This window comes from Maritalea myrionectae (genome assembly GCF_003433515.1).
Classification (GTDB): Bacteria; Pseudomonadota; Alphaproteobacteria; order Rhizobiales; family Devosiaceae; genus Maritalea; species Maritalea myrionectae.
This window is the reverse complement of record NZ_CP021331.1, coordinates 136,374-158,290: the sequence shown is the minus strand read 5'-3', so window position 1 is coordinate 158,290 and position 21,917 is coordinate 136,374. Positions and strand designations below refer to the sequence as shown.

23 protein-coding genes are annotated in these 21,917 nt (G+C 48.3%); 8 read left to right on the top strand and 15 right to left on the bottom strand.

All coding sequences use genetic code 11. The features are described 5' to 3' along the window. Window positions 1-13: 13 nt before the first annotated feature. The 5 genes from ccoO to ccoS all read left to right on the top strand — a co-directional run bounded on the left by ccoO (window position 14) and on the right by ccoS (window position 2,923). A complete protein-coding gene (ccoO, locus tag MXMO3_RS17820; RefSeq protein WP_117397041.1) occupies window positions 14-742 on the top strand; it encodes a cytochrome-c oxidase, cbb3-type subunit II in 729 nt (242 codons plus the stop codon). After that, window positions 742-903 (top strand): cbb3-type cytochrome oxidase subunit 3, encoded by a 162-nt coding sequence (locus tag MXMO3_RS17815; RefSeq protein WP_117397040.1) that lies wholly within the window; start codon window positions 742-744, stop codon window positions 901-903. Before ccoO ends, MXMO3_RS17815 begins: the two co-directional genes overlap by 1 nt. Beyond that, window positions 893-1,810 carry a cytochrome-c oxidase, cbb3-type subunit III gene (ccoP, locus tag MXMO3_RS17810; RefSeq protein WP_117397039.1) on the top strand — a complete coding sequence of 306 codons (918 nt, stop codon included), beginning with the start codon at window positions 893-895 and terminating at the stop codon, window positions 1,808-1,810. The genes MXMO3_RS17815 and ccoP overlap by 11 nt, the downstream gene beginning before the upstream one ends. A 169-nt stretch (window positions 1,811-1,979) precedes the next feature. Then, window positions 1,980-2,777: a DUF2189 domain-containing protein gene (locus tag MXMO3_RS17805; protein ID WP_245985867.1), complete on the top strand. Its 798-nt coding sequence runs from the start codon at window positions 1,980-1,982 to the stop codon at window positions 2,775-2,777. Beyond that, complete coding sequence (ccoS, locus tag MXMO3_RS17800) at window positions 2,774-2,923, top strand: cbb3-type cytochrome oxidase assembly protein CcoS (protein ID WP_117397038.1); 150 nt, start codon at window positions 2,774-2,776, stop codon at window positions 2,921-2,923. The genes MXMO3_RS17805 and ccoS overlap by 4 nt, the downstream gene beginning before the upstream one ends. Before the next feature lie 826 nt (window positions 2,924-3,749). On the opposite strand, the gene MXMO3_RS17795 is transcribed toward ccoS, so the two are convergent. The 7 genes from MXMO3_RS17795 to MXMO3_RS17765 all read right to left on the bottom strand — a co-directional run bounded on the left by MXMO3_RS17795 (window position 3,750) and on the right by MXMO3_RS17765 (window position 11,307). Further along, complete coding sequence (locus MXMO3_RS17795) at window positions 3,750-4,178, bottom strand: hypothetical protein (protein ID WP_162889367.1); 429 nt, start codon at window positions 4,176-4,178, stop codon at window positions 3,750-3,752. Between the two features lie 1,108 nt (window positions 4,179-5,286). Then, window positions 5,287-5,760: a gamma-glutamylcyclotransferase family protein gene (locus MXMO3_RS17790; protein WP_162889366.1), complete on the bottom strand. Its 474-nt coding sequence runs from the start codon at window positions 5,758-5,760 to the stop codon at window positions 5,287-5,289. Window positions 5,761-5,773: 13 nt separating this feature from the next. Next, complete coding sequence (locus tag MXMO3_RS17785) at window positions 5,774-6,817, bottom strand: ABC transporter ATP-binding protein (RefSeq protein ID WP_117397035.1); 1,044 nt, start codon at window positions 6,815-6,817, stop codon at window positions 5,774-5,776. Between the two features lie 9 nt (window positions 6,818-6,826). Further along, entirely contained in the window at window positions 6,827-7,693 is an 867-nt protein-coding gene (locus MXMO3_RS17780; protein WP_117397034.1) for an ABC transporter permease, read from the bottom strand. Window positions 7,694-7,702: 9 nt separating this feature from the next. Further along, window positions 7,703-8,674 carry an ABC transporter permease gene (locus tag MXMO3_RS17775; RefSeq protein WP_117397033.1) on the bottom strand — a complete coding sequence of 324 codons (972 nt, stop codon included), beginning with the start codon at window positions 8,672-8,674 and terminating at the stop codon, window positions 7,703-7,705. After that, window positions 8,667-9,674, bottom strand: coding sequence for an ABC transporter ATP-binding protein (locus tag MXMO3_RS17770; RefSeq protein ID WP_117397032.1), 1,008 nt, complete (start codon window positions 9,672-9,674; stop codon window positions 8,667-8,669). Before MXMO3_RS17770 ends, MXMO3_RS17775 begins: the two co-directional genes overlap by 8 nt. Window positions 9,675-9,696: 22 nt before the next feature. Further along, on the bottom strand, window positions 9,697-11,307 hold the full coding sequence (locus MXMO3_RS17765) for an ABC transporter substrate-binding protein (RefSeq protein WP_117397031.1): 1,611 nt from the start codon (window positions 11,305-11,307) through the stop codon (window positions 9,697-9,699). Window positions 11,308-11,450: 143 nt separating this feature from the next. On the opposite strand from MXMO3_RS17765, the gene MXMO3_RS17760 reads away from it, so the two are divergent. Beyond that, window positions 11,451-12,362 (top strand): LysR substrate-binding domain-containing protein, encoded by a 912-nt coding sequence (locus tag MXMO3_RS17760; RefSeq protein ID WP_117397030.1) that lies wholly within the window; start codon window positions 11,451-11,453, stop codon window positions 12,360-12,362. A gap of 330 nt (window positions 12,363-12,692) precedes the next feature. Further along, complete coding sequence (locus tag MXMO3_RS17755; RefSeq protein ID WP_117397072.1) at window positions 12,693-13,478, top strand: AAA family ATPase; 786 nt, start codon at window positions 12,693-12,695, stop codon at window positions 13,476-13,478. Between the two features lie 455 nt (window positions 13,479-13,933). Here the strand turns inward: MXMO3_RS17755 and fsa are convergent, their stop codons facing one another. The 3 genes from fsa to MXMO3_RS17740 are packed head-to-tail and all read right to left on the bottom strand — an operon-like array spanning window position 13,934 to window position 15,524. Next, window positions 13,934-14,587 carry a fructose-6-phosphate aldolase gene (gene fsa / locus MXMO3_RS17750; protein WP_117397029.1) on the bottom strand — a complete coding sequence of 218 codons (654 nt, stop codon included), beginning with the start codon at window positions 14,585-14,587 and terminating at the stop codon, window positions 13,934-13,936. A gap of 11 nt (window positions 14,588-14,598) precedes the next feature. Then, a complete protein-coding gene (locus MXMO3_RS17745; protein ID WP_117397028.1) occupies window positions 14,599-15,018 on the bottom strand; it encodes a riboflavin kinase in 420 nt (139 codons plus the stop codon). Further along, window positions 15,018-15,524 carry a flavin reductase family protein gene (locus MXMO3_RS17740; protein ID WP_117397027.1) on the bottom strand — a complete coding sequence of 169 codons (507 nt, stop codon included), beginning with the start codon at window positions 15,522-15,524 and terminating at the stop codon, window positions 15,018-15,020. The genes MXMO3_RS17745 and MXMO3_RS17740 overlap by 1 nt, the downstream gene beginning before the upstream one ends. Before the next feature lie 111 nt (window positions 15,525-15,635). Between MXMO3_RS17740 and MXMO3_RS17735 the strand changes: the two genes are divergently transcribed. Further along, window positions 15,636-16,232, top strand: coding sequence for a PadR family transcriptional regulator (locus MXMO3_RS17735; RefSeq protein ID WP_117397026.1), 597 nt, complete (start codon window positions 15,636-15,638; stop codon window positions 16,230-16,232). Between the two features lie 20 nt (window positions 16,233-16,252). Here the strand turns inward: MXMO3_RS17735 and MXMO3_RS17730 are convergent, their stop codons facing one another. The 5 genes from MXMO3_RS17730 to MXMO3_RS17710 are packed head-to-tail and all read right to left on the bottom strand — an operon-like array spanning window position 16,253 to window position 21,350. Further along, a complete protein-coding gene (locus tag MXMO3_RS17730; RefSeq protein ID WP_117397025.1) occupies window positions 16,253-17,161 on the bottom strand; it encodes a ribokinase in 909 nt (302 codons plus the stop codon). Between the two features lie 6 nt (window positions 17,162-17,167). After that, window positions 17,168-18,523, bottom strand: coding sequence for an NtaA/DmoA family FMN-dependent monooxygenase (locus MXMO3_RS17725; protein ID WP_117397024.1), 1,356 nt, complete (start codon window positions 18,521-18,523; stop codon window positions 17,168-17,170). Between the two features lie 51 nt (window positions 18,524-18,574). After that, window positions 18,575-19,408, bottom strand: coding sequence for an ABC transporter permease (locus MXMO3_RS17720; RefSeq protein WP_117397023.1), 834 nt, complete (start codon window positions 19,406-19,408; stop codon window positions 18,575-18,577). Then, window positions 19,401-20,231: an ABC transporter ATP-binding protein gene (locus MXMO3_RS17715; RefSeq protein WP_117397022.1), complete on the bottom strand. Its 831-nt coding sequence runs from the start codon at window positions 20,229-20,231 to the stop codon at window positions 19,401-19,403. The genes MXMO3_RS17720 and MXMO3_RS17715 overlap by 8 nt, the downstream gene beginning before the upstream one ends. Window positions 20,232-20,243: 12 nt before the next feature. Beyond that, a complete protein-coding gene (locus tag MXMO3_RS17710; protein ID WP_117397021.1) occupies window positions 20,244-21,350 on the bottom strand; it encodes an ABC transporter substrate-binding protein in 1,107 nt (368 codons plus the stop codon). Window positions 21,351-21,917: the final 567 nt, after the last annotated feature.

Genomic DNA, 21,917 nt, shown 5'->3' with positions numbered 1-21,917 from the left:
TGGAGGCTATGGCTTGCTTAAACTGCATTATAATCTTGAAAAAGTTTCAATGGGGCTCGTTGCGGCCATTATCGTTGCAGCCTCAATCGGCGGTATTGTAGAAATCGCGCCTTTGTTCACGATCGATGAAACGGTAGAGATACCCGAAGACATGCGTCCCAACACACCTTTGGAACTCGCGGGGCGAGAAATTTATATTCGGGAGGGGTGCTACGCCTGCCACAGTCAGATGGTGCGCTCGCTTGCGGATGAATTAGATCGTTATGGACCATATTCTATGACCTCGGAAAGCGCATATGATCGTCCAATGCTCTGGGGTTCGAAACGTACCGGCCCAGATCTTGCACGATTAGGTGAGAAATATTCTGACTCATGGCATGTTCAGCACCTACTAGATCCTCGCAGTGTTGTACCAGCATCTATAATGCCGAGTTATAGTTGGCTTGATCAGGACTTGGATGTTGATCTTATAAAAGACCAGTTGATGACTCTTGCGAAGCTTGGTGTGCCCTATAATGAGGAGATGATAAAACAGGCGCGCCAGGATCTATTTGCACAAACGCAGCCAGATAGTGATTTTGTTGAGGGGCTCAATGCAAGATATGGTGAGCGCGTTGCGGTTAGATCTTTTGACGGCGATGTTTCTCGACTAACTGAGTTAGATGCTCTTGTCGCCTATCTCCAATCCTTGGGACAATTGACTTTACAGCCATACGACCTTTTTGAGGAGGTAGCTCAATAATGCACGAATTCTTGCTACTTTTTTCGAAAACCGTCGGTCTGCTGTGGCTAATAGGTTTTTTTATTATAGTCGTAATTTGGGCGTATAGTCCTAAAAGAAAAAAAGCTCACCGGCACGCCGCTCTTTCAATATTTTCGGAGGAGGCCCGTGATGAAAAATGAAACAGATCCCAAAGAGCTACCAGGTGCGGACCCTCATACAGGCAACCGTGAAATTGATCCGGTTACGGGATATGAAACAACGGGCCACGAATGGAGTGGGATTAAAGAATTAAATACCGCATTTCCTAAAATAGTGATTTGGGCTCTCATTATCACACATGTCTACGCTGTGGTTGCGTGGATTCTATTGCCTGCTTGGCCGTATGGGAACGATTACACAAAAGGGTTGCTCGGACTCGATCAAGGTGTTCAGGCGGTCGAAAATTATAATCAGATGGTCTCAACTCGCAACGGGTGGCTCGATCAATTCGATAACGATGAGGTATTGCTAGAAGGTGTTGATAAAGAAGTTTGGAAAAAAGCTCAGTCAGCAGCCGACCGCCTTTATGCTGATAATTGTGCTGCGTGTCACGGCGAAGTTGCACAAGGAAATTTAGGCTATCCCGTCTTGAATGATGCATTCTGGCTTTGGGGAAGTGACCCTAAAGAAATTGCGAGGACGATCAAATTTGGCATAAATTCTACTCACGAAGAAACACGATATGCAGAAATGCCAGCTTTTGATTGGCTTGAAAAATCTGATCGAAGCGAGTTGACCCAATTTGTTGTCAATTTACGACATCAAGATGCGGAATTATCAGACAAGGGACAGCTACTTTTTGAAGAGAATTGCGCTGCCTGTCACGGTGACAATGGTTTAGGAGGATTAGAGAATGGCGCGCCTTCGCTGACCGACAGCAGTGTCATTTTTGGCCAAGATCAAAGATCTGTTGCTTACACGATAAGGCATGGCCGACAAGGCGTAATGCCAGCATGGGTAGGACGTCTTACGACTGCCGAAATTAATTTGCTCAGTCTTTATCTGTCGAAATTAGGAACAATCGAAAATGTTGAAAGCGCGAAGTAGAAATGAAAATCAATCGACGCGGGGCCGTACTACTCGCGATGTTGGCATTGTTAGTTTTTCTTGGAGCCAATCTACACCTGCTTTATGTCGCGTTGAACGCACAACCAAAGTGCATTGTTAATGAAAATGCACCACCATCCAAAAAAGTCTGTTAGCGGAGGAGTAGAGAATGATGGAATCCTTACCTGAAGTACGTAAACCTAGCGCTCCGCAATCTCCTTACTCAAAGAACTTTTCGATCTCCGCGACAAAAAGCTGGCTGGTCAGTGGATGGAACGATTTTATTACGGACCCAATTCCTAGCATAACATTTGGTCTTGTTTTGGCACTTATTTCTTGGGGTGTCATTTCGATTTTGTATTTCACAAATCTCTTATATTTGGGTTTACCTGCGCTCTCAGGTTTTTTGATTGTCGGCCCGTTCTTTGCAATGGGGCTTTATGAAAAGAGCCGCAAAAATTCCAAGGGAGAAGCTTTTTCTTTCTCTGACATGGTGCGTTTTCGTCCAAGATCATCAACACAGATTGCCTTTGCTGGGCTTATGCTTGGTTTGCTGGTGCTTTTTTGGCTTAGATCAGCTGATTTGCTTTATGCTTTATTCTTCGGGATTAAGCCTTTCCCAGGGGCGATGGATGCATTTATCAATGTATTCACGACGCCGACTGGATGGCTGTTGTTGATCACAGGAACGTTGGTCGGTGGTGTGTTTGCATCATTCGCATTTGCCATAAGCGTCTTCGCCATTCCCATGTTGTCGATAACAAAAACTGATGCCCTCACAGCAATGGGGATTAGCTTTTCCATGACTGTGAAAAACCTCCCTGTGATGGTGGTTTGGGGGGCAATTGTAACTGTCGGTCTGGTGATGTCTGTGCTTTCAGGGCTCATTTTATTTGTGTTTATTTTCCCCATCCTAGGGCATGCGACCTGGCACGTTTATTCTGCATTTATGGACGTGGCCCAATGAATTTAGCGGTACTCATAGCTGTATCAATTGGCCTGGGGTTAGTTGGCTTGGCTACTTTTTTATGGTCGGTAAAAAATGACCAATACGAAGATTTAGACGGTTCCTCTATGCGAATATTGGTTGTGGACGCTGATTGTGAGGAGTGAACCTTACCAAGTCACGTTGGTGAGACAGCTCACTGTTTCCCTAAAACGCCTCGTTCATTGAAATTAAATCAAGCCGCTAAAAACTATTGTGAGTTATCAGGTTGGCGTACGGAGCAACCAGCATCCGTGGCAAGCGCCTAGGTCGCTCAATTCGATTTGAAGTTGTTGCATCTTTTGTAAAGAAGAGAGCATAATTTAGATTAGCGAGAAATGGGGCATTAAATGCCTTCACGTTAGCACCATTTACATGTCCTTAAGCGGGCAAGGTTTGGGGGCAAGGCGACGCGAGGGCAAAAAGTAATCTATGATTGCAAATCGGGGCGTACGGAAACTCATTCAACTTTTTGCATGATATAAAGATAGATGCGGAATGTGGCGGAATCGCCAGCGGGGCGCGGTATAATAAAGTCTGACTTTGATATTTCACACAATGTTCAAGCCATCTTAAGCTGAACATTCTTATCAGGTTAGAATGAGAAAAACCCGCACCGGTGGGAGGACCATGCGGGTTTTAGGTTGATCCTCCCAAACAATCGGGGGGGTGATTGTTGGTTGGACCAATTCAAGCATATCCAATAACTCACATCATGTCAAAGAAATTGGCCCAAGTAGCCAATGGTCCTATGTAAACTGTATATTGCAAAACCCGCATGGGAGAAGGCAGTCTTCCATGCGGGTTTCTAAATATTTATCCGCGATGTTAAGGCTGGACGAGGCGCGGATAAATATCTTTGATAGTAGTGGTAGCAATGGAAGCGGTCAAAGTTTGAGTAATCTCAAATGACGATTTGTCGCAGCAAATATGCGAGAGAAATAGGGAATAAGTTTAATCGGGATGAGCTAGAAATTTTATTATCGAGAACTCCTGACTTGTTTCAGAAATTCGGCGTGCATTTCTTTGCAAAAATGCTTCCAGATCCAATATTTCGACGCTACTGGGTTCCAAGTATGCGCGTATAATATCTTTCTTATTATAGACCTTGGTTTTTCGTTCACCTACAATAGAGGCGATCAATAAAGTCTGAGTTTGCTTTTGTTTCGTTTTATACCATCCTGTAATCTCAACTAGTTCTCGTTGTTTCGATCCTGAAACATCCAAAAACTCCACGAGTATAACAGGATTGTCATAACTCCCTATTGCTCCATTCTCTGGCATGCTCGACGCTGATTTGTTTTCCGCCCACAAGAATTGCACTAACATTAAAGTCAGTGCAAAAATTGCAAATACGGAAAAACTTAAAAATAGCAGAGTCATAAGATCCAAAGCGCGATTAGAAGGATATATATTTTGTGCCGAATGGCGAAATATTCAAGGTAATTTTTGTTCGTCGTTGGGTGTGCGGAAATCGGTCATTTGAATTTGATCATTTTTGCCGACAAAGTGTGTAATTATGCCGCAATTTTATTACATGTTGTAAACTTGATAAAAGAAAATCGTGAGCTAGATTAGAAGTATGATAGCAATTGTACGACAAATAAACCTCTATTGGGTTCAGATCAAAACACTTTCTCCTCCCGAGGTGGTAGAGCGATACTAATGATCGCACACCGCCTCGGGCTATGCATTTGTATCGTCTTGGCTATTCCAAGATTTTCGCATATGGAGGTCAGAATGCGGTTTCGTAACCCACCTAAATATTGTCATTTTTGCCGTGAATTTATTCCAAAATCAGCCACAAGATGTGTGTGGTGTTTCCGTCCACTTGAAACAGTAGGTGTATCAAGTAAGCATTAGATTGAGAAGTTCGTGATGCTGTTGGGAAAGGCAAGTGGAGCACGCTCGAGCACAATTAGTCCGCCTTGATTTCTAAATTACTGTTTAGAATTATCTTTGAATTGAGTAGGGGCCTTAGATGAATTGTGGCCCCTCAATAAACTCTACAGATTACCATTCAATTGGTAATTTTATTAGGGACGTATTTACCATTTCAAGTTGCCGTTGATCTGAATGAAACATCAATAAATACTCAGTAGACAAGCATTATCGCTGAAAACAATTGATACCTATCATCCAACAGGTGTTTTTATATTGGTTATTATGCGAGTATATTTAAATGCATTCTCAGCTAAATGATGTACACAAAGTTTTGGACGCCTGCCATATTTCAAAATATGCCGATTTGATGAGCAGCAAGTGGTCATTGTAAATCGTCGCTATAGTTCGCATTGCAGCACTTAATACATATCTAAACTAGTCATTGACGAAGGTTCGCCTTGAAGAAATCAAATTAACTGCATCCAATGTTTGCTTCTGGGATGCTGTGCCTGTCGAAAAAAATCCCTCCCAGCGTCCGATTTAAAGTGAGCCTTTGGGGTTGCCTAGTCATTATCACATGGTGACGCGTGCTCAAAGGCTCTTATACTTATCCTGGCGTTGTTGGATTAGACTGCTTCATAGCGCTGTCGACCAATTCGCGCAGAAAGTCTTTGTAAGCTGCAGGAAAGTCACAAGTTTCCAAACCCTTTAGTATAGGCGTGACATATTTCGGGGTAGGCGCCCACTTTTCCGGATTGCCGGGAATAATATAGGTTGAAGAGGGCACTTCATTTCCTGATTTGTCTACAAGCGTGATGGGCATGTGAACCCATTGCTCATCAGGCACCTCCGCAGCGTTGTCCAGCTTTGCCATATCCTCTTCGGATAGTTCATATTGAATGCCATATGTTACAGCGCCAGTTTTGGGCACCAATGTGCAGCCGGCGAGGCCTGGCTTTGAGCAATTGCCGAACGCCATTTCATAGCCATCCAGCCGCATATAACCTTTGTTCGTGGCGCTGGGGCAAACAGAGCGCATGCTTTCTTCCACCAGTAAGGTGCCATAAGCAAAATAGTACATAATATTCTCCAATTTATGATGTGGTTTTGGCGGTTTGCCAGAATGATTGGTCGTGAAATCTATCGCGCAATTGATCCATTTGATCTGCATGGTGACATCGTGTTTGGCGTGCCGCATCGCTTGCCAAACTGGAAACCAGTGGCGGCATTTCAAGCTCACATTTAGATGTCGCTAGCGGGCAGCGTGGTGCAAAACGGCAACCTTTGATTTGCTGTGATAAGTCTGGCGGAGCACCCGGAATTGAAATGGGTTCGTATTCTGCTGACGGATCTGGGATCGCATACCGCAATCCAGCGGTGTATGGATGAAATGGCCGACGTACGACTTCGTGTGTTGGCCCCTTTTCAACAATCATACCGGCATACATGACGATAATGCGGGAACAGCTCTCAACGACGAGCGCCAAATCGTGCGTCACCAAAATCATCGAAAAAGCTTGTTCTTTTTGCAACAAATCCAATCGTTCAAAAATTTGATCCTGAACGATCACATCTAGGGCTGTAGTGGGTTCATCAGCGAGCACGATTTCAGGCGAAAGGGCCAATGCCATGGCAATCACAGCGCGTTGCCGCATGCCACCAGAAAATTGATGCGGAAAATCATCCAAACGCTGCGGCGGAACGCCGACCAGCTCAAACAGCTCAGTTGCTCGTGCGCGCGCCTGTTGCTTATCAACGTCACGGTGCGATTGAATCGCTTCGATAATTTGATCGCCGATTTTGTGAACGGGATTAAGTGCATTTAATGCACTCTGTGTGATCATGGCGATATCATTCCAACGCGACTGGCGGCGTTGTTCTTGGCTTGCTTGCAGCAAGTCAACTTCACGAAGCTTGATTGCGCCCCGCGTAATTTGAGCATTGGGTGCCAAAACGCCCATGATTGCCTTGAGCAAAGTGGATTTGCCACATCCGCTTTCACCCACCAATCCGACACGCTCGCCTTTCTGGATCGCAAAGTTAACGTCCTGAAGCGCAGAGACGGGCTGTCCATCAACGTTATAGTGGGCATCAAGGTTCTTGATTTCGAGCAAAACCTCTTTTTGATTGTTAGCCATCATGCCGTCCTAAACTGCTTGCTTAATGCGTGGATTGACGACTTCTTCATAGGCACGGCCCATGAAATAAACTGATGTAACTAGGATCATGATTGCGATACCAGGCGGCACAACCCACCATGGCGCCCGATACATCATTTGGCTGGCATAGGCGTCATAGATGATTGACCCCCAACTCACGACATTGGGATCCCCAAATCCAAGGAAGCCAATGCTTGCCTCGGTGATAATCGCCCATGCCAACGCAAAGGTGATGCCGACGAGTGCGAATGGCATGACGTTGGGCGCGACCTCCCGATAAATGATGTCAAAATCGCTTGCACCTGTGGTGCGGGCGGCAGCAATGAATTGCCGTTCTCGCAGCGAAAGAACCTCCGCCCGCACGATCCTTGCGGTGGAACGCCACATGACAGCCATCATCGCCAGAATTATGGTCCAGATATTTTGTCCAGTTAATGAGAGCAACACGATAATGAAGGGTAAGAAAGGTAGGCCCAAAAAAATGTCGGTTAATCGCATTAAGAAGCTATCGACTGCGCCGCCAAGATAACCAGCCAAAAGCCCAACATTGACGCCAATTACAACAGTGCCCAACGCGGTCAAAAGACCTATGGTAAGCGCTGGCCGGGCACCCCACAACATCTGGCTCCAAACATCTCTGCCCAACAAAGTTGTGCCTAGCCAATGATCCCAACTAGGTGGCGCAAGGCGGACCAGATTGCCCGTTGCATCGTAAACCCGCTCAGTTGGTCCAAAAGGCGCAGCGATTGGTCCAAGCACCGCCAACGACATGCAGATAGTGAAGACGATGAGGCTGATCTTGCCCGCAGTAGACCGCCAGACAATTGAGAAGAAATTGAGAAATGTTCGCAGCATAACTGGCTCCTAATTGTAACTGATGCGCGGATCAAGCAGGCCGTACATAAGGTCTGCAAGCAATGTGCCGCCAACAGTTAGGACCGCAATGAGTAGGAATGAGGCCTGCACCACTGGATAGTCAGAACGCCCAACTGCTTCGACCATCAGCAACCCAAGGCCTGGCCAAGAAAACACCGTTTCAATCACCACAGAGCCGGCCACAGCCCAACCCAAAATCATGGGGAGTGTTGTGGCTAACGGCAGCAGTGAATTGCGCATGGCATGGTGATATAAAATCTTGTTTTCTGGCACGCCTTTCATGCGCGCAAGCTCGATATAGTCCTCACCGATGGTGGAGAGCATTGTTGACCGCATCAAAAGAAACGGAAAGCAGAATTGGTAGGCCACGTTGACCATAAAAGGCAGCGCCAGGTGATGCAGAAAATCTAGAGAGAAATACATCTGCCAAGTGGCCTGCGGAAACTTGCCTGGGCTTACAATATGCCCCACCGGGAACAAATCCAACTTCAGTGAGAAAAATAGAATTGCGAGCATACCAAGCCAGAACACGGGCGTTGATTGTAACGCTGTGGCCAGCAGTACGAGCAGCCCTTCCGCTTTGCTGCCGCGCCGCCAAGCCATATAGGCGCCCACCAGTGCCCCGAGGAAATAGGCAAATATCATCGAGGGCAAAATCAACACCAACGTATTGACCATGCGGTTGCCAATTTCGCCTGCAACTGGGCGCAAAGTATGAAAGGAAACGCCGAAATCAAATACCGTCAGGTTTTTGAGATAGATAAAATATTGAATCCAAAGTGGTTGGTCTAAACCAAACTGTACCTTTAGAGCTGCTTGGGCTTTTGGATAAAGTGCGGGGCTAATCACTGTCGCGGTTGGATCGCCGGGCAACAACCGAAACATGAAAAACATGCCGGTAATCATCACAAACAAAGTAAGTGCGGCATGCCACAGGCGTTTGACTAAAAATCTACGCACGATTCGTCACCTCCGTTTTCGCATCGAATGCAAAATGACACTCAGCTCGGTGATAACCTTTGTGGCGTTCTGCGGGCTGTTCCATTTCACATTGCGGCTGCGCGTTGGGACAGCGTGGATGGAACCGGCATCCTGCTGGGATATCGGAGGCATTTGGAATGACGCCAGAAATGTTTGGCCGACCCCGCCTAATGTCAGGGTTCGGGTTCGGGCTCGCCGCCAGCAATGCCTGCGTATAAGGGTGGGTAGCGTGCTTGAAAATGTCGTCACAAAGACCACTTTCTACAACTCGGCCTAAATACATGATGGCAAGCTTGTCGCATATCGCGGGTACGGAGCTTAGGTCGTGTGTGATGTAAATCAGGCCAATGTTGCGCTCTTTGACCAAGCGTTTAAGTAGGCGGACGATGCTCCATTTAATTGACACATCCAGCATCGAGATTGGCTCATCAGCGACAATCAAATCTGGCTGGAGCACAAGTGCACGCGCGATACAAACGCGTTGACGTTGGCCCCCGCTTAATTCGTGTGGAAATTTGTTTAGGTAACGCTCAGCTGGCATCATCTCAGCATCGTTTAATGCGGCAATTGCACGTTCTCTCAGCTCTGCTTTGCTTAAACCCAATCTCTGGTAGATCAGCGGTCGGGTAACAATCTCTTCTATTGTGTGCTGAGGATTTAGCGACCCATAGGGGTCTTGAAAGATCATCTGCACCTTCTGATGAAACAGCTTTCGATTGGACTTAATATCTTCTGCAATATCGTTACCGTTGAAGAGCAGGGCGCCACTACTTGGCGATTCAAGGCCAACAAGTATCCGTGCAAGTGTGGACTTTCCGCACCCGCTTTCACCAACTAGCCCAAGAACTTCTCCTGGCTGCAGGCGCAAACTCACACCATCCACCGCGCGAATTTTTTGGGGATTAGAAAGTCCGAATAAATTTGAAAACCCCTCGCCAAGCACATAATGCTTAGCGAGATCTTGTACATCCAATAACATAGATCGCTACACGCCTAACTTACTATTCTGGGAAATGCAGGGCGCCATTTTCGTCCCAAGTAAATCCGGCATCGACGAGAATTTTCTTTGCTTTTTCGATGTCATATTCCGGCAATGGCAGGCTATCATTGTGCCAAAATGCATTGATTGGCACGATGGAGCTTGCACTTCTCGTCGCGTCGCCGCCCAATACTTCATCAACGATCTTTTCGTAAGGAATGGCAGCTGTAGCTGCTTGCCTCAAAGCTTTGTGTTTGAATACCTCACCAGAAGCCTTGTACCGGGCAGACATGTAGCCATTTGGATAGGTGCGGAAGATTTTTAAGTTTTCCTGCGCTTCAAATTCACCCACAACGGTTGGTACCAATGGTTGCAATGAAACATCAATGTCACCTTTTTTAAGCGCTGCGCCAACAACTTCTGCAGAACCAAAAATCACAAACAATAAGTCCGATTTCGGCTTCATAAAGTGATCCGCGCGCCGCGTGAAATAAATCTCTTGACCCTCTTTCCAGTAATTCAGTGAATATGGGCCGCTGCCAATCGGATTTGTGTTGCGGAATTCTTGTGGTTTGGAGATACCCGTATCTTCAATCACGCTGCCCCAAACATGCTTCGGCACGATAAACACTTGCCCAAGTGTATGCAGGATAAATGGTGCATAAGCCTCAGTGAGTTTGAAGCGGATTGTGCCGTCGTCTTGAATGATCACTTCATCCAGGTGCTCAAGATATTTCTTGTAGTATGCCGCTTCCCATTCTTTGAAATAGTCAAATGAGAATTTAACATCTTCGGCGGTCAAAGGGTTGCCATCTGAAAATGTATGGCCTTCACGCAAGGTGACATCAATTGTTGTCTCATCGACAATTTTTATATTGCTGGCCAACCGATTGCGTGGCTTGCCATCAGGCCCCAGCTCAATCAATCGATCGTATATAAGGCTGAGATTGTTGAAATCCTCAGCAATGTTCGCTGCCAATGGGTTGAATGAGGCTTGGTCAATTGTCTGCCCCATCTTCACCGCTTGACCGGTTAAAGAAACCATTTCCAACTGGTTCCATATTGAGCGCAATCCATCTGGGGCAGGGACATAACCAGGTATTTCTAGGTTATCAGTATTTATTGCTGTAGTGGAAATCGCCGAGCCTATAACAGCTTCAGGTTGCAGATCATAAAGCACTTCTTGCAATTCAAGAATAACGTCACGCCGAGCGTCTGCATCGTAAATGGCAAGTTGTTTTTCGCCGAGTTCATCGACACGCTCGTCAGCAAACTCACCTACATTCCAATCGCCTGGTGCCGAATGTGCCGAGTTGAATTGTGCATTTGTGAAAAAATCCGGCTCCATACGGTAAGGAGCGCCAGACAGAACTGACATTACTACGTCAAAATCATGCTCAGAGAACCACTTACCCAACATTGGATTTGGAAATGGTTCAGGGTTGAGATTGACTTCCAGTCCGAGTTCTCGCCAACCATCGGCAATGTAACTACTTGTTTCGTAATAATGTTGATATTTGGCTGCTGGCCAGGTCAAAAAATCAACCGGCGGTACTTTTTCCCCTTGAGCGAATGCGGTTAAAGAGCTTGAGCTCAACAAGGCCGCCGCTAGCGGCAATGCATATCTTTTCATCGTTTTTCCTCCCCAATGCCAATGCAGACAGCGTTTTCACTTTTCGTGCATTGCTCGGCCAATCCAATTCGAATTGACGGAAACAAGTTAGGGACAGCTCAGCACTTGTGTAAAACGAGTTAATCGCGCAATATCATTCCAAAATGGAATATGTAAAAATTATGCATCGCACATTACCTTCAATGAATTCGCTTGTTTGCTTCGAAGCTGTGTATCGTTTGGGCAGCATTACGCTTGCTGCCGAAGAATTAAACATGACACAAAGCGCGGTAAGCCGCCGCATTCAGGTACTCGAAAGCCAATTGGGGCAAAGCCTTTTTAGGCGAGAGCGTAAACGTCTATTTTTAGAACCCGCTGCCGAAAACTACGGCAAAGACATGTCACAGATTTTGAGTGAAATCGAGGCTTCAACAGCACGATTTTTGTCCCACAACCAGTCTATTGGACTGCTAACCGTTGCTGTGCCCCCCACATTTGGATCACGCTGGCTTGTTCCAAAACTGAATAATTTTATTGCTGAACACCCTGGTTTGGACCTGAATTTGGTGTCCAAAATACGCCCATTTAATTTCGATCAAGAAGATATCGATATGGCCATCCATTTTGGCAATCCGGAATGGCCCGGTGCAAAGCTTCAGTATTTGATGCCGGAATTTGTAATCCCAGTTTGTTCACCAGCACTAATTAGCCAAACGCAGCCGGAAAACATTGTCGAGATTCTGGATTTTCCGTTGGTACACCACACTACGCGGCCCGCGCTTTGGCAAACGTGGTGCCAATATTTCGAGTTGCCGTCCAATAAAATTAAATCAGGACCACGTTTCGAACATTACGCCCACGTTATACAGGCGGCCGTGAACGGAATTGGCTTCGCCCTTATTCCTGACTTCTTAGTTCGAAATGAAATTTTGCGTGGCGACCTGATTGTGCCTGTGCAGGGGCGCATGAAATGCGAAGAAGCATATTATTTTTCATGGCCTAACAAACGCCGCGGAGACCAACGTATAGAGACCTTCTCCAAATGGATTATAAGACAATGTGCGCCAGCCGCATAACAATTACAGATTTTTTTAAATCCATTCGCTACTTTCAGATGGTCAAAGTTTGCCAAGATGTCTGATCACAGATTTCCCGTTTGGGGTCTTTTCTAGCAATGGAATTGACTTGCCACGATTGTCAGTTTTTGGGGTTGTTGGGTCAAAGACAGGGTCCCGGTACCAAATGACTGCCTCAAGCCCAAAGCGCAAAAAGCTACGGCAACCACCAATTTTGCCTCATCCCGGAGTGCGCGATGGAAGCAATTCTGATTACGAACTTGAAAAGTCACATTCTTGCCAATCCTTGGTGTAAGGTATCCGCTGCAACTAGTTCAAGAGCGTGAAACATTGTCAAGTCGCAATCGTGGTACAAACCTGCCTTCACCATTTCTACAAAGACTAGTCATTTTGGACGACAAAATGGCGGAAAAGTCGGGTTACCCATTCAATCTACCATGGCTAAAAGACGATGAATTTGAACTTCGATTTACTACGCCTGTAACAATCATCGTCGGCGAAAACGGCATGGGGAAATCTACTTTAATTGAAGCTATCGCCGCGCTGAGCGGCTATGACGAGGCTGGCGGTGGCAAAGGTTACCGTCCAGTAGATCATACAAACGCCATCGACAAAAGCGGTGCGGAATTAGCGAATGTGTTGCGAGCAGGTTGGTTGCCGAAAGTGACGAATGGTTGGTTTTTCAAGGCAGAATCTTTCTTTTCCGTAGCCCGCTACCTTGATGATGCCGCCCGGGAAGGTGGGGGCGCAGCACCTGACTTTCTATCTTGGAGCCATGGTGAAGGGTTTGTTCGTTTTTTCGAAGAGCGAACGTCGCGACAGGGCATCTACTTTATGGACGAGCCTGAAAGAGCTCTTTCCCCGAAGAGGCAGCTTGAACTCCTTCGGATATTGAACCGCATCCAAGAAATGGCCAATGCTCAGGTTATCATGGCGACACATTCGCCAATACTGATGGCATTGCCTAATGCAAGAGTTTTACAATTAACTCGGCACGGTATTACTGAAATTGATTTCCGAGACACTCAGCACTTTAAGCTCTATCAATCATTCACAGTTGATCCACAAGACTTTATAAAGGAGGCACTTCGAGATGAAGGCAACTCTCAATTCTGAAAGGCCATGCTTCCGAAGCAAACAATCTTCTGGGGAAGCGCGAAAGCAGCTTCGGCCGCTTATAGTGGCCCTTGACTTATATCTGAGCAAAGGGTTTGCTGAAGGTCAGCTTCGAGGAATTCAAATCAAGCATACGAATGTCTGCTTTTGGGATGTTGCGAACGCCCAGCATATCCGAGCACACACTATCGTTGAGCGCAGAAAATGTTTCCAGAATACAGCGTATAATTGCGCGTAGTACTATCGTCGCCTCCAGATGTCTAGCTTCTTGTCCGCAATATCAGACGCAGCTAAAGAATCGTTTTGAAAGGAATAACAAAGATAGCTCGATGTGGATTTACTAACCTCAAAACACGTCAGATGCGGACCTTAGATTTTCAACAAACCTTCTAATCGTGTCGCCAATCTATTGCATCTAATCCAATGCTCAGTCTGCCTTTAGTATTCGACTTCAACTAAAGGATTGATTGGCCGGTTGATTTCCAGTCATTGACGAAGGCTTCAAGGCCTTTTGCGGTCAATGGATGTTCGGCCAGTTTGCGGATCACCGCTGGTGGAATCGTCGCCACATCAGCACCCGCAAGCGCGCTATCGCTCACATGGTTGGCTGAACGGATTGACGCCGCTAGAATTTCGGTTTCAAAACCGTAATTGTCATAAACCGTGCGGATATCTTCGATCAGCTGCATGCCATCCAAATTGATGTCATCCAAGCGGCCAATAAAGGGCGACACATAGGTTGCGCCAGCTTTGGCGGCCAACAGGGCTTGGTTGATGGAAAAGCAAAGGGTCACATTTGTCTTCACGCCCTTATTGGTGAAATAGCGACAGGCTTTCAAACCATCCATGGTCAAAGGCAGTTTGATCACGACATTGTCGGCCAGTGAGGCAAGATAATCGCCCTCTTTCACCATGCCATCATAGTCTGTGGCGGCCACTTCAGCGGAAACAGGACCGTCAATCAGGTCACAAATTTCTTTCACCACTTCAATAAAGTCACGGCCGGATTTGGCGATCAGGCTTGGGTTGGTGGTGACACCATCCAAAAGGCCAGATTCATTGAGTTCTTTAATGTCAGCAACTTCGGCTGTGTCGACGAAAAATTTCATGATTTCCTTCCTTAGCGCTGAGTATAATCAGCCAATATTTGGCGCGACCGTTCCACATCGCGCATGGTTTGTTCTTTGAGAGCGTCGACTGATGGAAACACCACCATTTCGCGCAACAGCGCCACAAAACTCACATGGATGGCAAAATCATAAAGGTCACGATCAAAATCGTGAATATAGGCTTCAAAACGCCGTTCTTTCACATCGTCAAATGTGGGATTGTCGCCAATGCTCATTGTAGCATGATAAATTTGATGCTCGTCTTCAATCGTCACCAAACAGGCATAAACACCATCCGGTGGGGTGGGGGCATCCGCGGCGACAGAAATGTTGGCCGTGGGAAACCCCAGCACTTGCCCCCGGCCATGGCCGGAAACCACATGGCCGGATAAGATGATCTCTTGCAAAGAGAGAGCAGGGGCGGCCGACATCAGGTTTCGCCCATTAATTCGCGAAATTGACTTTGATGGAACACAAGCGGATCGATTGTTGCGAATAGTTTCGCTTCGTGCACTTCCAGCATGATCATCTCATGATCACCTGCCGGAAAGGCGGCACTTTGCCTGCATTCGAGCCACAAGGCCCCGTCGTCAATCAAAATGGCACCATTGTCCTTTGCCGTCCACGCCGCACCCTCAAATCGATCAGCCGTGCGCGATGCCAGTTTGCGGCATAATTCGCTGTGGCTTGCGCCCAGAACGGTAAGGCCCAATCGGTCCGCTTTTGCCAGCATTGGCCAGGTCGATGATGTGTTGCCCACACAAATGGAAACAAGCGGTGGATCGAGCGAGACCGAGTTGAACGAGTTGACAGCGAAGCCAACCGGCTTGCCCTCAATAAGCGCACAAACCGCCACAACTCCAGTAGGGAAAACGGAAAAGGCGCGGCGCAATTCGGTGGGCGAAATTGCTTCTGCAAGTTGAGCTTGTGCTGACATTAGACTTCTCCCGGGTCATATGCTTGACCCATAACTTATAAATTCTTCGATTTATTTCGTTTGAACTATTCTATCTTGAATGTTCAAAAATGATCACGTAAACATAAGCTTATGTCGAACCTTACACGCCTCATGGTGCTCGGCGCCGTTCATCAATTTCAGCCTGTGCATGGATATTTTCTGCGTCAGGAACTGATCACTTGGCATGTTGACGAATGGGCCAACGTCAATCCCGGTTCCATTTACAATGCGCTGTCGTCGCTCAAAAAAGATGGCTATGTAGAAGAGCATTGCATCGAGACGCAGGGCAAACGCCCCGAGCGCACGGTTTACAAAATGACGCCAGAGGGCAATGTCGAATTTATTCGCCTGCTGCGAAAAGTCATTTGGACTGTGGATGCGTTCGACACGAAATCCGGAATGGTACTGACCTCGTTTATGTTTGCCCTGAGCCGACAAGAAGTGATCGAAGTGCTGGAACATCGCGTGCGCGAAATCGATGCCCGTGTGAAAGCCAACGGCTATCATGTTGAAGATGTGGTGCAATCGGAAACCACGCCGCTTTATGTGCGCGAGATATTTGAGCTGTCCACCACGCGTTTGAAGGGCGAAAAAGAATGGACCGAGGCGCTGCTTCAGCGGCTGCATGATGGCGAATATAGCTTTGCGGGGGAAGAGCCCAGCAGACGCGGACGGCATCAGCCCTAACAATTTGACAGCAATAGTACTCATAAGATCACCTGTTGCGTTTGCGGTGAATTGCTGATCATCGCCTGAATATTCTCTGATGATAAATTGTCGGTTTGAGCGCCCATCGCCGTAGCAGTGAGAGCCCCTGCGGCAGACGCATGGCCAATCGCATCTTCAATTGAATGGCCAGAGGCTAGGGCTGAAGCAAATGCCCCACAAAAAGCGTCGCCAGAGCCTGTTGTATCAACGGCATTGATGGGGAACGCAGAGGCAGTCTGCGCTGGGCCATCATGTTCTGCCCACATCACGCCATTAGCACCCAGCGTCACCACGATGAGGGAAGGGCCGGCTTGCCGCAAGGCATCAAAGCCGCCCAAATCCTCTGCCTCTGTTTCATTTACCACCAAAATATCAACCAACGCCAAATGTTCAGAGCCAACATCGCGGGATGGTGCCGCATTCAGCAAAGTCAGTACGCCAAGATGTTGACTGATCGCCATGGCGGTCTTTGCCGCCTGAGGCCCAATTTCCATTTGCACCATCATCAAATCAGCATCGCTGAGGGCATGTGGCAGTTGGGTTAGGTCCAGCTGCTCATTGGCCCCCGGCACCACAATAATGGAGTTTTCGCCCCCAGTTTGACAGGAAATATAGGCAGTGCCTGTGGGCGCCTTTGGATTGGTGCGCAGATAACGGTCACTTAGACCAATCTGCGCGCAGACCTTGCGCAAATGCTGCGCGTCGCTGTCGGCACCAACTTGCCCCACAAATTGGGTGGAAGCGCCACAGCGATGGGCGGCAACGGCTTGATTGAAGCCCTTGCCACCGGGCATTTTGCCCAGCATTTGCCCCATAATGGTTTCGCCCGGCGCGGGGGCATGATCAACCTGCACCATAAGGTCTAAATTGATACTGCCCACAACACAGACTTTTCCCAAAGCACCCATGATGGACTAGCCCTTCGCGCCAGCGCGATAGCACGCGCCCGGGTGATCATCTCGCAATTGCGGTGTGGCTGTGCCCACCAAACGCTCGCGCAATGTTGCCTCTGGATAACCTTCACGCGCATAGCCACGTTCACGCAAAATCGGCAGTACCTTGGTTGCGAAATCCAAGGTTGAACCTGGCTGTGTGACCGGGGTCAGCAAAAAGCCGTCCAGATCGGTGGCGTCGGCCAATTCGCAAATATGATCCGCAATTTCCTCGGCGGGGCCAACCAATGGCGCGGGTTTCACGCCGTGGGCATGCCAATCTGCCAACACGTCAGCGACGGTTTTATCGCCAAAACGTGCAATCTGAGTTTGCGACAGCTCAGTGTGTAGCGAGCTCATCTTCGTTTCTGGTGCGTAAGAAGACAGGTCTAGCCCCGTGAACATGGCATAAGACGCCACAGCAACTTCCGGGTTTTGGGCATCCAAAACCTCCTTATATTTGGCTTCTGCTTCTTCCTTGGTGTCGCCAATCACGCATGAAAAGGCACTCATCAATTTGATGGAATTGGCATCACGCCCAGCCTTTACGGCTTCATCACGGATGGACTTAACCTGTTCGGCCAATTTTTCAGCTGTGCCGCCGCCAAGGAAAATACATTCCCCGTGGGTGCCGCCAAATTGGCGACCCCGTGGGGAGGAACCAGCTTGAAACAAAACAGGCGTGCCTTGCGGGGAATATGAAGCGTTGGCATAGCCATCAGAATTGAAGTGTGTGCCCTTATGCTTGATGCGGTGCACTTTTTCAGGATTTGCGAAATGGCCATCCTTATTGCGCTCAATTGCATCTGGCTCCCAAGAACCTTCAAACAGTTTATAGGAGAGTTCCATAAACTCATCGGCCATATCATAGCGATCATCATGGGCTACCATTGGCACGCCGAAGGCTTTAACGGCGGTTTCAGCTGTGCCAGTTGTCACCACGTTCCAGCCCAAACGGCCTTCGGAGAAATGGTCCAAGCTCGCCATGCGACGCGCAAATGAGTAGGGCTGTTCCAGAAGTGTAGACCCCGTAACCACCAATCCAAGATCCTTGGTTTGGCCGATCAGCGCGGCAGCGACAATAAACGGGTCCATACGCGGCAGATCCAAAGATTCTGTCGAGCAGATATCTGGCCGCTCACCATTCACTTCAGACCAACCCCATGCGTCCGCTAGGAACAAGAAGTCAAGTCCACCTTCTTCGCAAATGCGAGCGACTTCCTGCCAGTATTCTAGCCGATCAAAATGATCGCGTTTATTGCCTTTATGGCGCCATGTGGCGGTGCCGGAATCGTTAGCTTGTGCGTTCTCAAACACACCAAAACGGAGTTGTTTCATCTTAAAACTCTTTCATTGTTGGGGACGGTGGGCGCAAAAGGAACGTTCGTCCTAGCGCCCAACAGCATTCTCGTCGCTCCACCACAGAACCCGCTTGCGGATCAGGGCGAGGGCCGCGATCAAAACGATGCCCAAAAGGCAAAGCAGTGCGATAGAGGCCCAGATCACCGGCAAATTAGCCTGCGCGGCGGCAATGGTGAGCAGGGAGCCAAGGCCTGCTTGCTGACCCGCAGCCACAAATTCCGCGACAGCAGCACCCACGACCGAAAGGGGAAGGGCAATGCGCAGGCCGGCAAAGAAAAACGGCATGGAGCCAGGGAAGCGCAGATCACGGAATATCTCCCAGCGGCTGGCATGAAGCGTGCGCAACACATCCAAGGCGCGCGGGTCAGCTTCTTTCAACCCGGCAAGGGAGTTCACCAGCATCGGGAAGAAGACAACCAAGCCCGTCACAATATATTTGGGCAACATGCCGAAGCCGAATGCCACCACGAGCGCAGGGGCAATTGCCACAACCGGCGTCACCATAATCACCACCATTAGCGGCATAACGGCGCGTTCGATCAGCGGAAATTCGCACATAATGACGGCGAGGATAAATCCGGCAAATATGCCCATGCTCGCCCCAATGGCAATTTCTTGCGCGGTGACCAGAAGGTTCGCCCAATACATTTGCGGGAAACTCATCAGGCTGTTTCCAATCGCATCCAATGTGGGGATCACGTAAGGATTGGAATAAGCCACAAGCTGCCACAACACGGCAACCGCAATAAATGTGACAATGGTGGGGACGGATGAGAGCGCCATGGCCACCAACTTATAGTCTCGCAAAGGTCGCATAGCTGACCCAGCTAATTTTGTATCTGTCGGTGTTGTATTAGCCATGAGCTTCCCTCATCACTTTTTTCAAACTATTGCGTACATAGCCTTCCAAATCGCGGAAAGCATCAGTCGCATAAGCGGCTTCCTCACGAGGTCGAGGCAGATCAACCGGAATAATTTCAGCAATCCGCCCGGGATGCGCTGCCATCAAAACGATCCGGTCGGACAACATGATCGCTTCCGGCACCGAGTGGGTGACAAACATCACTGATTTCCGGTTGGACTGCCAAAACTCAAGCAAACCCATGCGCTGTTGATCTCGGTTCATCTCATCAAGAGCCGAAAATGGTTCATCCATCAGCATAACCGCGGGATCAAAAACAAAGGCCCTGGCAATCGCAACACGTTGCTGCATACCGCCTGATAATTGACCGGGAAATTTGTGCATGGCATTGCCCAGTCCAAACGAGCGTAACAAGGCTTCCGGGTCGCGCAAGTCGCGACCCTTATTGGCACCTTTGTTGATCAAGAGCGGCAAGCGCACATTGTCCAGCACCGTGCGCCACGGCAACAGAGCCGGGGATTGTGGCACCAAGCCGATCGACTTGGCTTCCGCCGCCGCTTTTACGGGGCTGCCATTGATCTCAACTTGACCGGCATCAGCCCTAGAAAGACCAGCCACAAGCTTCAACAATGTTGATTTGCCGCACCCACTTGGCCCAATAACTGAAACAAATTCGCCCTTCTTGATGTCAAAGCTAACATCATCGAGAACCGTGATTTTTGCACCTTCAGGGCCAAACCCCTTAGATACATTTCGCACCATCACGCCGACATCATCATCCTTTGGGAGTGATGATGCAGACTGGCTGCTAACATCCTGCATTCGCATAACCGATTAGCGAGGCCACTGAAGCCGGCCATCCTTATAAAGGGAGGCTACAAGTTCCGCGTCCATCATCTCATCAATGTTCGGGAGTTCAGCAAGTTCGCCATATTTGGCGACCATGGCGTGTTCATTTTTCCAATCAGCGGGGGAATGTTCACCAGGGGCTTTGTTGCTGTTGCGTACCCAAGAGGATTCAATTGCCCATGTACGCGCTTGCTGATCAGCTGGGAATGCAGAACCTTGGTTGTTTGCTGCGGCTAGTTCACTTATTTGCTCGACACAATCTTGTTCATTCGCCAAGCAGTATTCAAGCGCACGCAGCGACGCCCGCATGAAATCCGCCGCCACTTCACGGTTTTCTTTCAAAAACTGTGAGTTGACTTCCATGACGTTGTAAGTGCCTTGTAGACCAAAGTCTTCTGGGCGGAACTCATTAAATGGCATGCCAAGGGAACGCAGCTTTTCAGGCTGGTTTGACGCGTAACCAACAATTGCATCTACCTGGCCGCGCGGCACAACGGTCGGGTCATAATTGGTCATTTTGATCAGGCTGACTTTTGACATATCAACGCCAGCAGCTTCTAACATGGCTTTCGCAATTGGCGTAATATTGATGAAATAGCCCAGCGTGCCGCCTTCCAAATCCTTCAAAGATTTGATTTTCTCATTAGCGAAAATCGAAAAGGGCGAGTTGTTGCCATAAGTTGCTACAGCTTTCAAATTACGGCTGTTTGCAGCTGCCAACATCACGTCAGATGCGGAACCAAGTGCCGTGAACTGGGCTTGGCCAGATGCGACCAACAATTGACCGTTTGCGCCGCCCGCATTAATGTCGACATCAAGGCAAAGCGCATCGAAAAAACCAAACTCTTTGGCCAAAAACACATCTAGCTGCCCTGCACTAGCCGAATAGCCATAGCCGGAAACATAGGTAATTGTGCCAACAGATTGATTGCGCTCACACTCTTCAGCGCTGATCACCACATTGTCTTGCGCCAATGCGCTGCCGGCCATCAAACCGGCGGGCAGTGACGCCGCAGCCGCAAGTGCAATCGTTCTAAACGTTGACGCAAAGGCACGACCTTTGTGTCCCAAATTACGCGTATCCATTCTCATGATTCATCTCCTCTCCTCGCAATTAGTGAAAAAAGTTACATACTTAAATTCAATTAGTCAAGTTTGATTATTTGAGTTGAGAATAGAAGTCGTGCGAATTTTGAAATGCTCCAGCTCTGCTGAATTACGTGATATTCGGCAGGCCAACTGCAAAAGCGCATAAGTCCTATGACCTTTGTAAAATTGCTAAAGCTGCCATTGCGAGTGATCGAGTTTGGTGCGACGCTGGCCGATGATTGATCTGAGCTTTGCAACAGGCGTAAGAGGAATGGCAATACGCGCCGATCAATGGACTTCGGCTTTAACCGATCTGACACCGCCTGAACTTGGGAGCCAATACCGTCACATCGTGGGCTTTTTCATGAACGTTAGTATTGGGATTTTACATCTCAATACTAACATGCATGGGGGGCGGAAAGCATTTAGGTTCCTAAGAAAGAGAAATACACGCTACCTTGCCCTGATCTCATGTTTCGGGCAGTATGCCTTTACGGGGAGGCGATGGCGTCGCCACCGCATGATTGCGGCCCTATATTTAACCATCCTGAACGCCGGGATCTTGCTTTT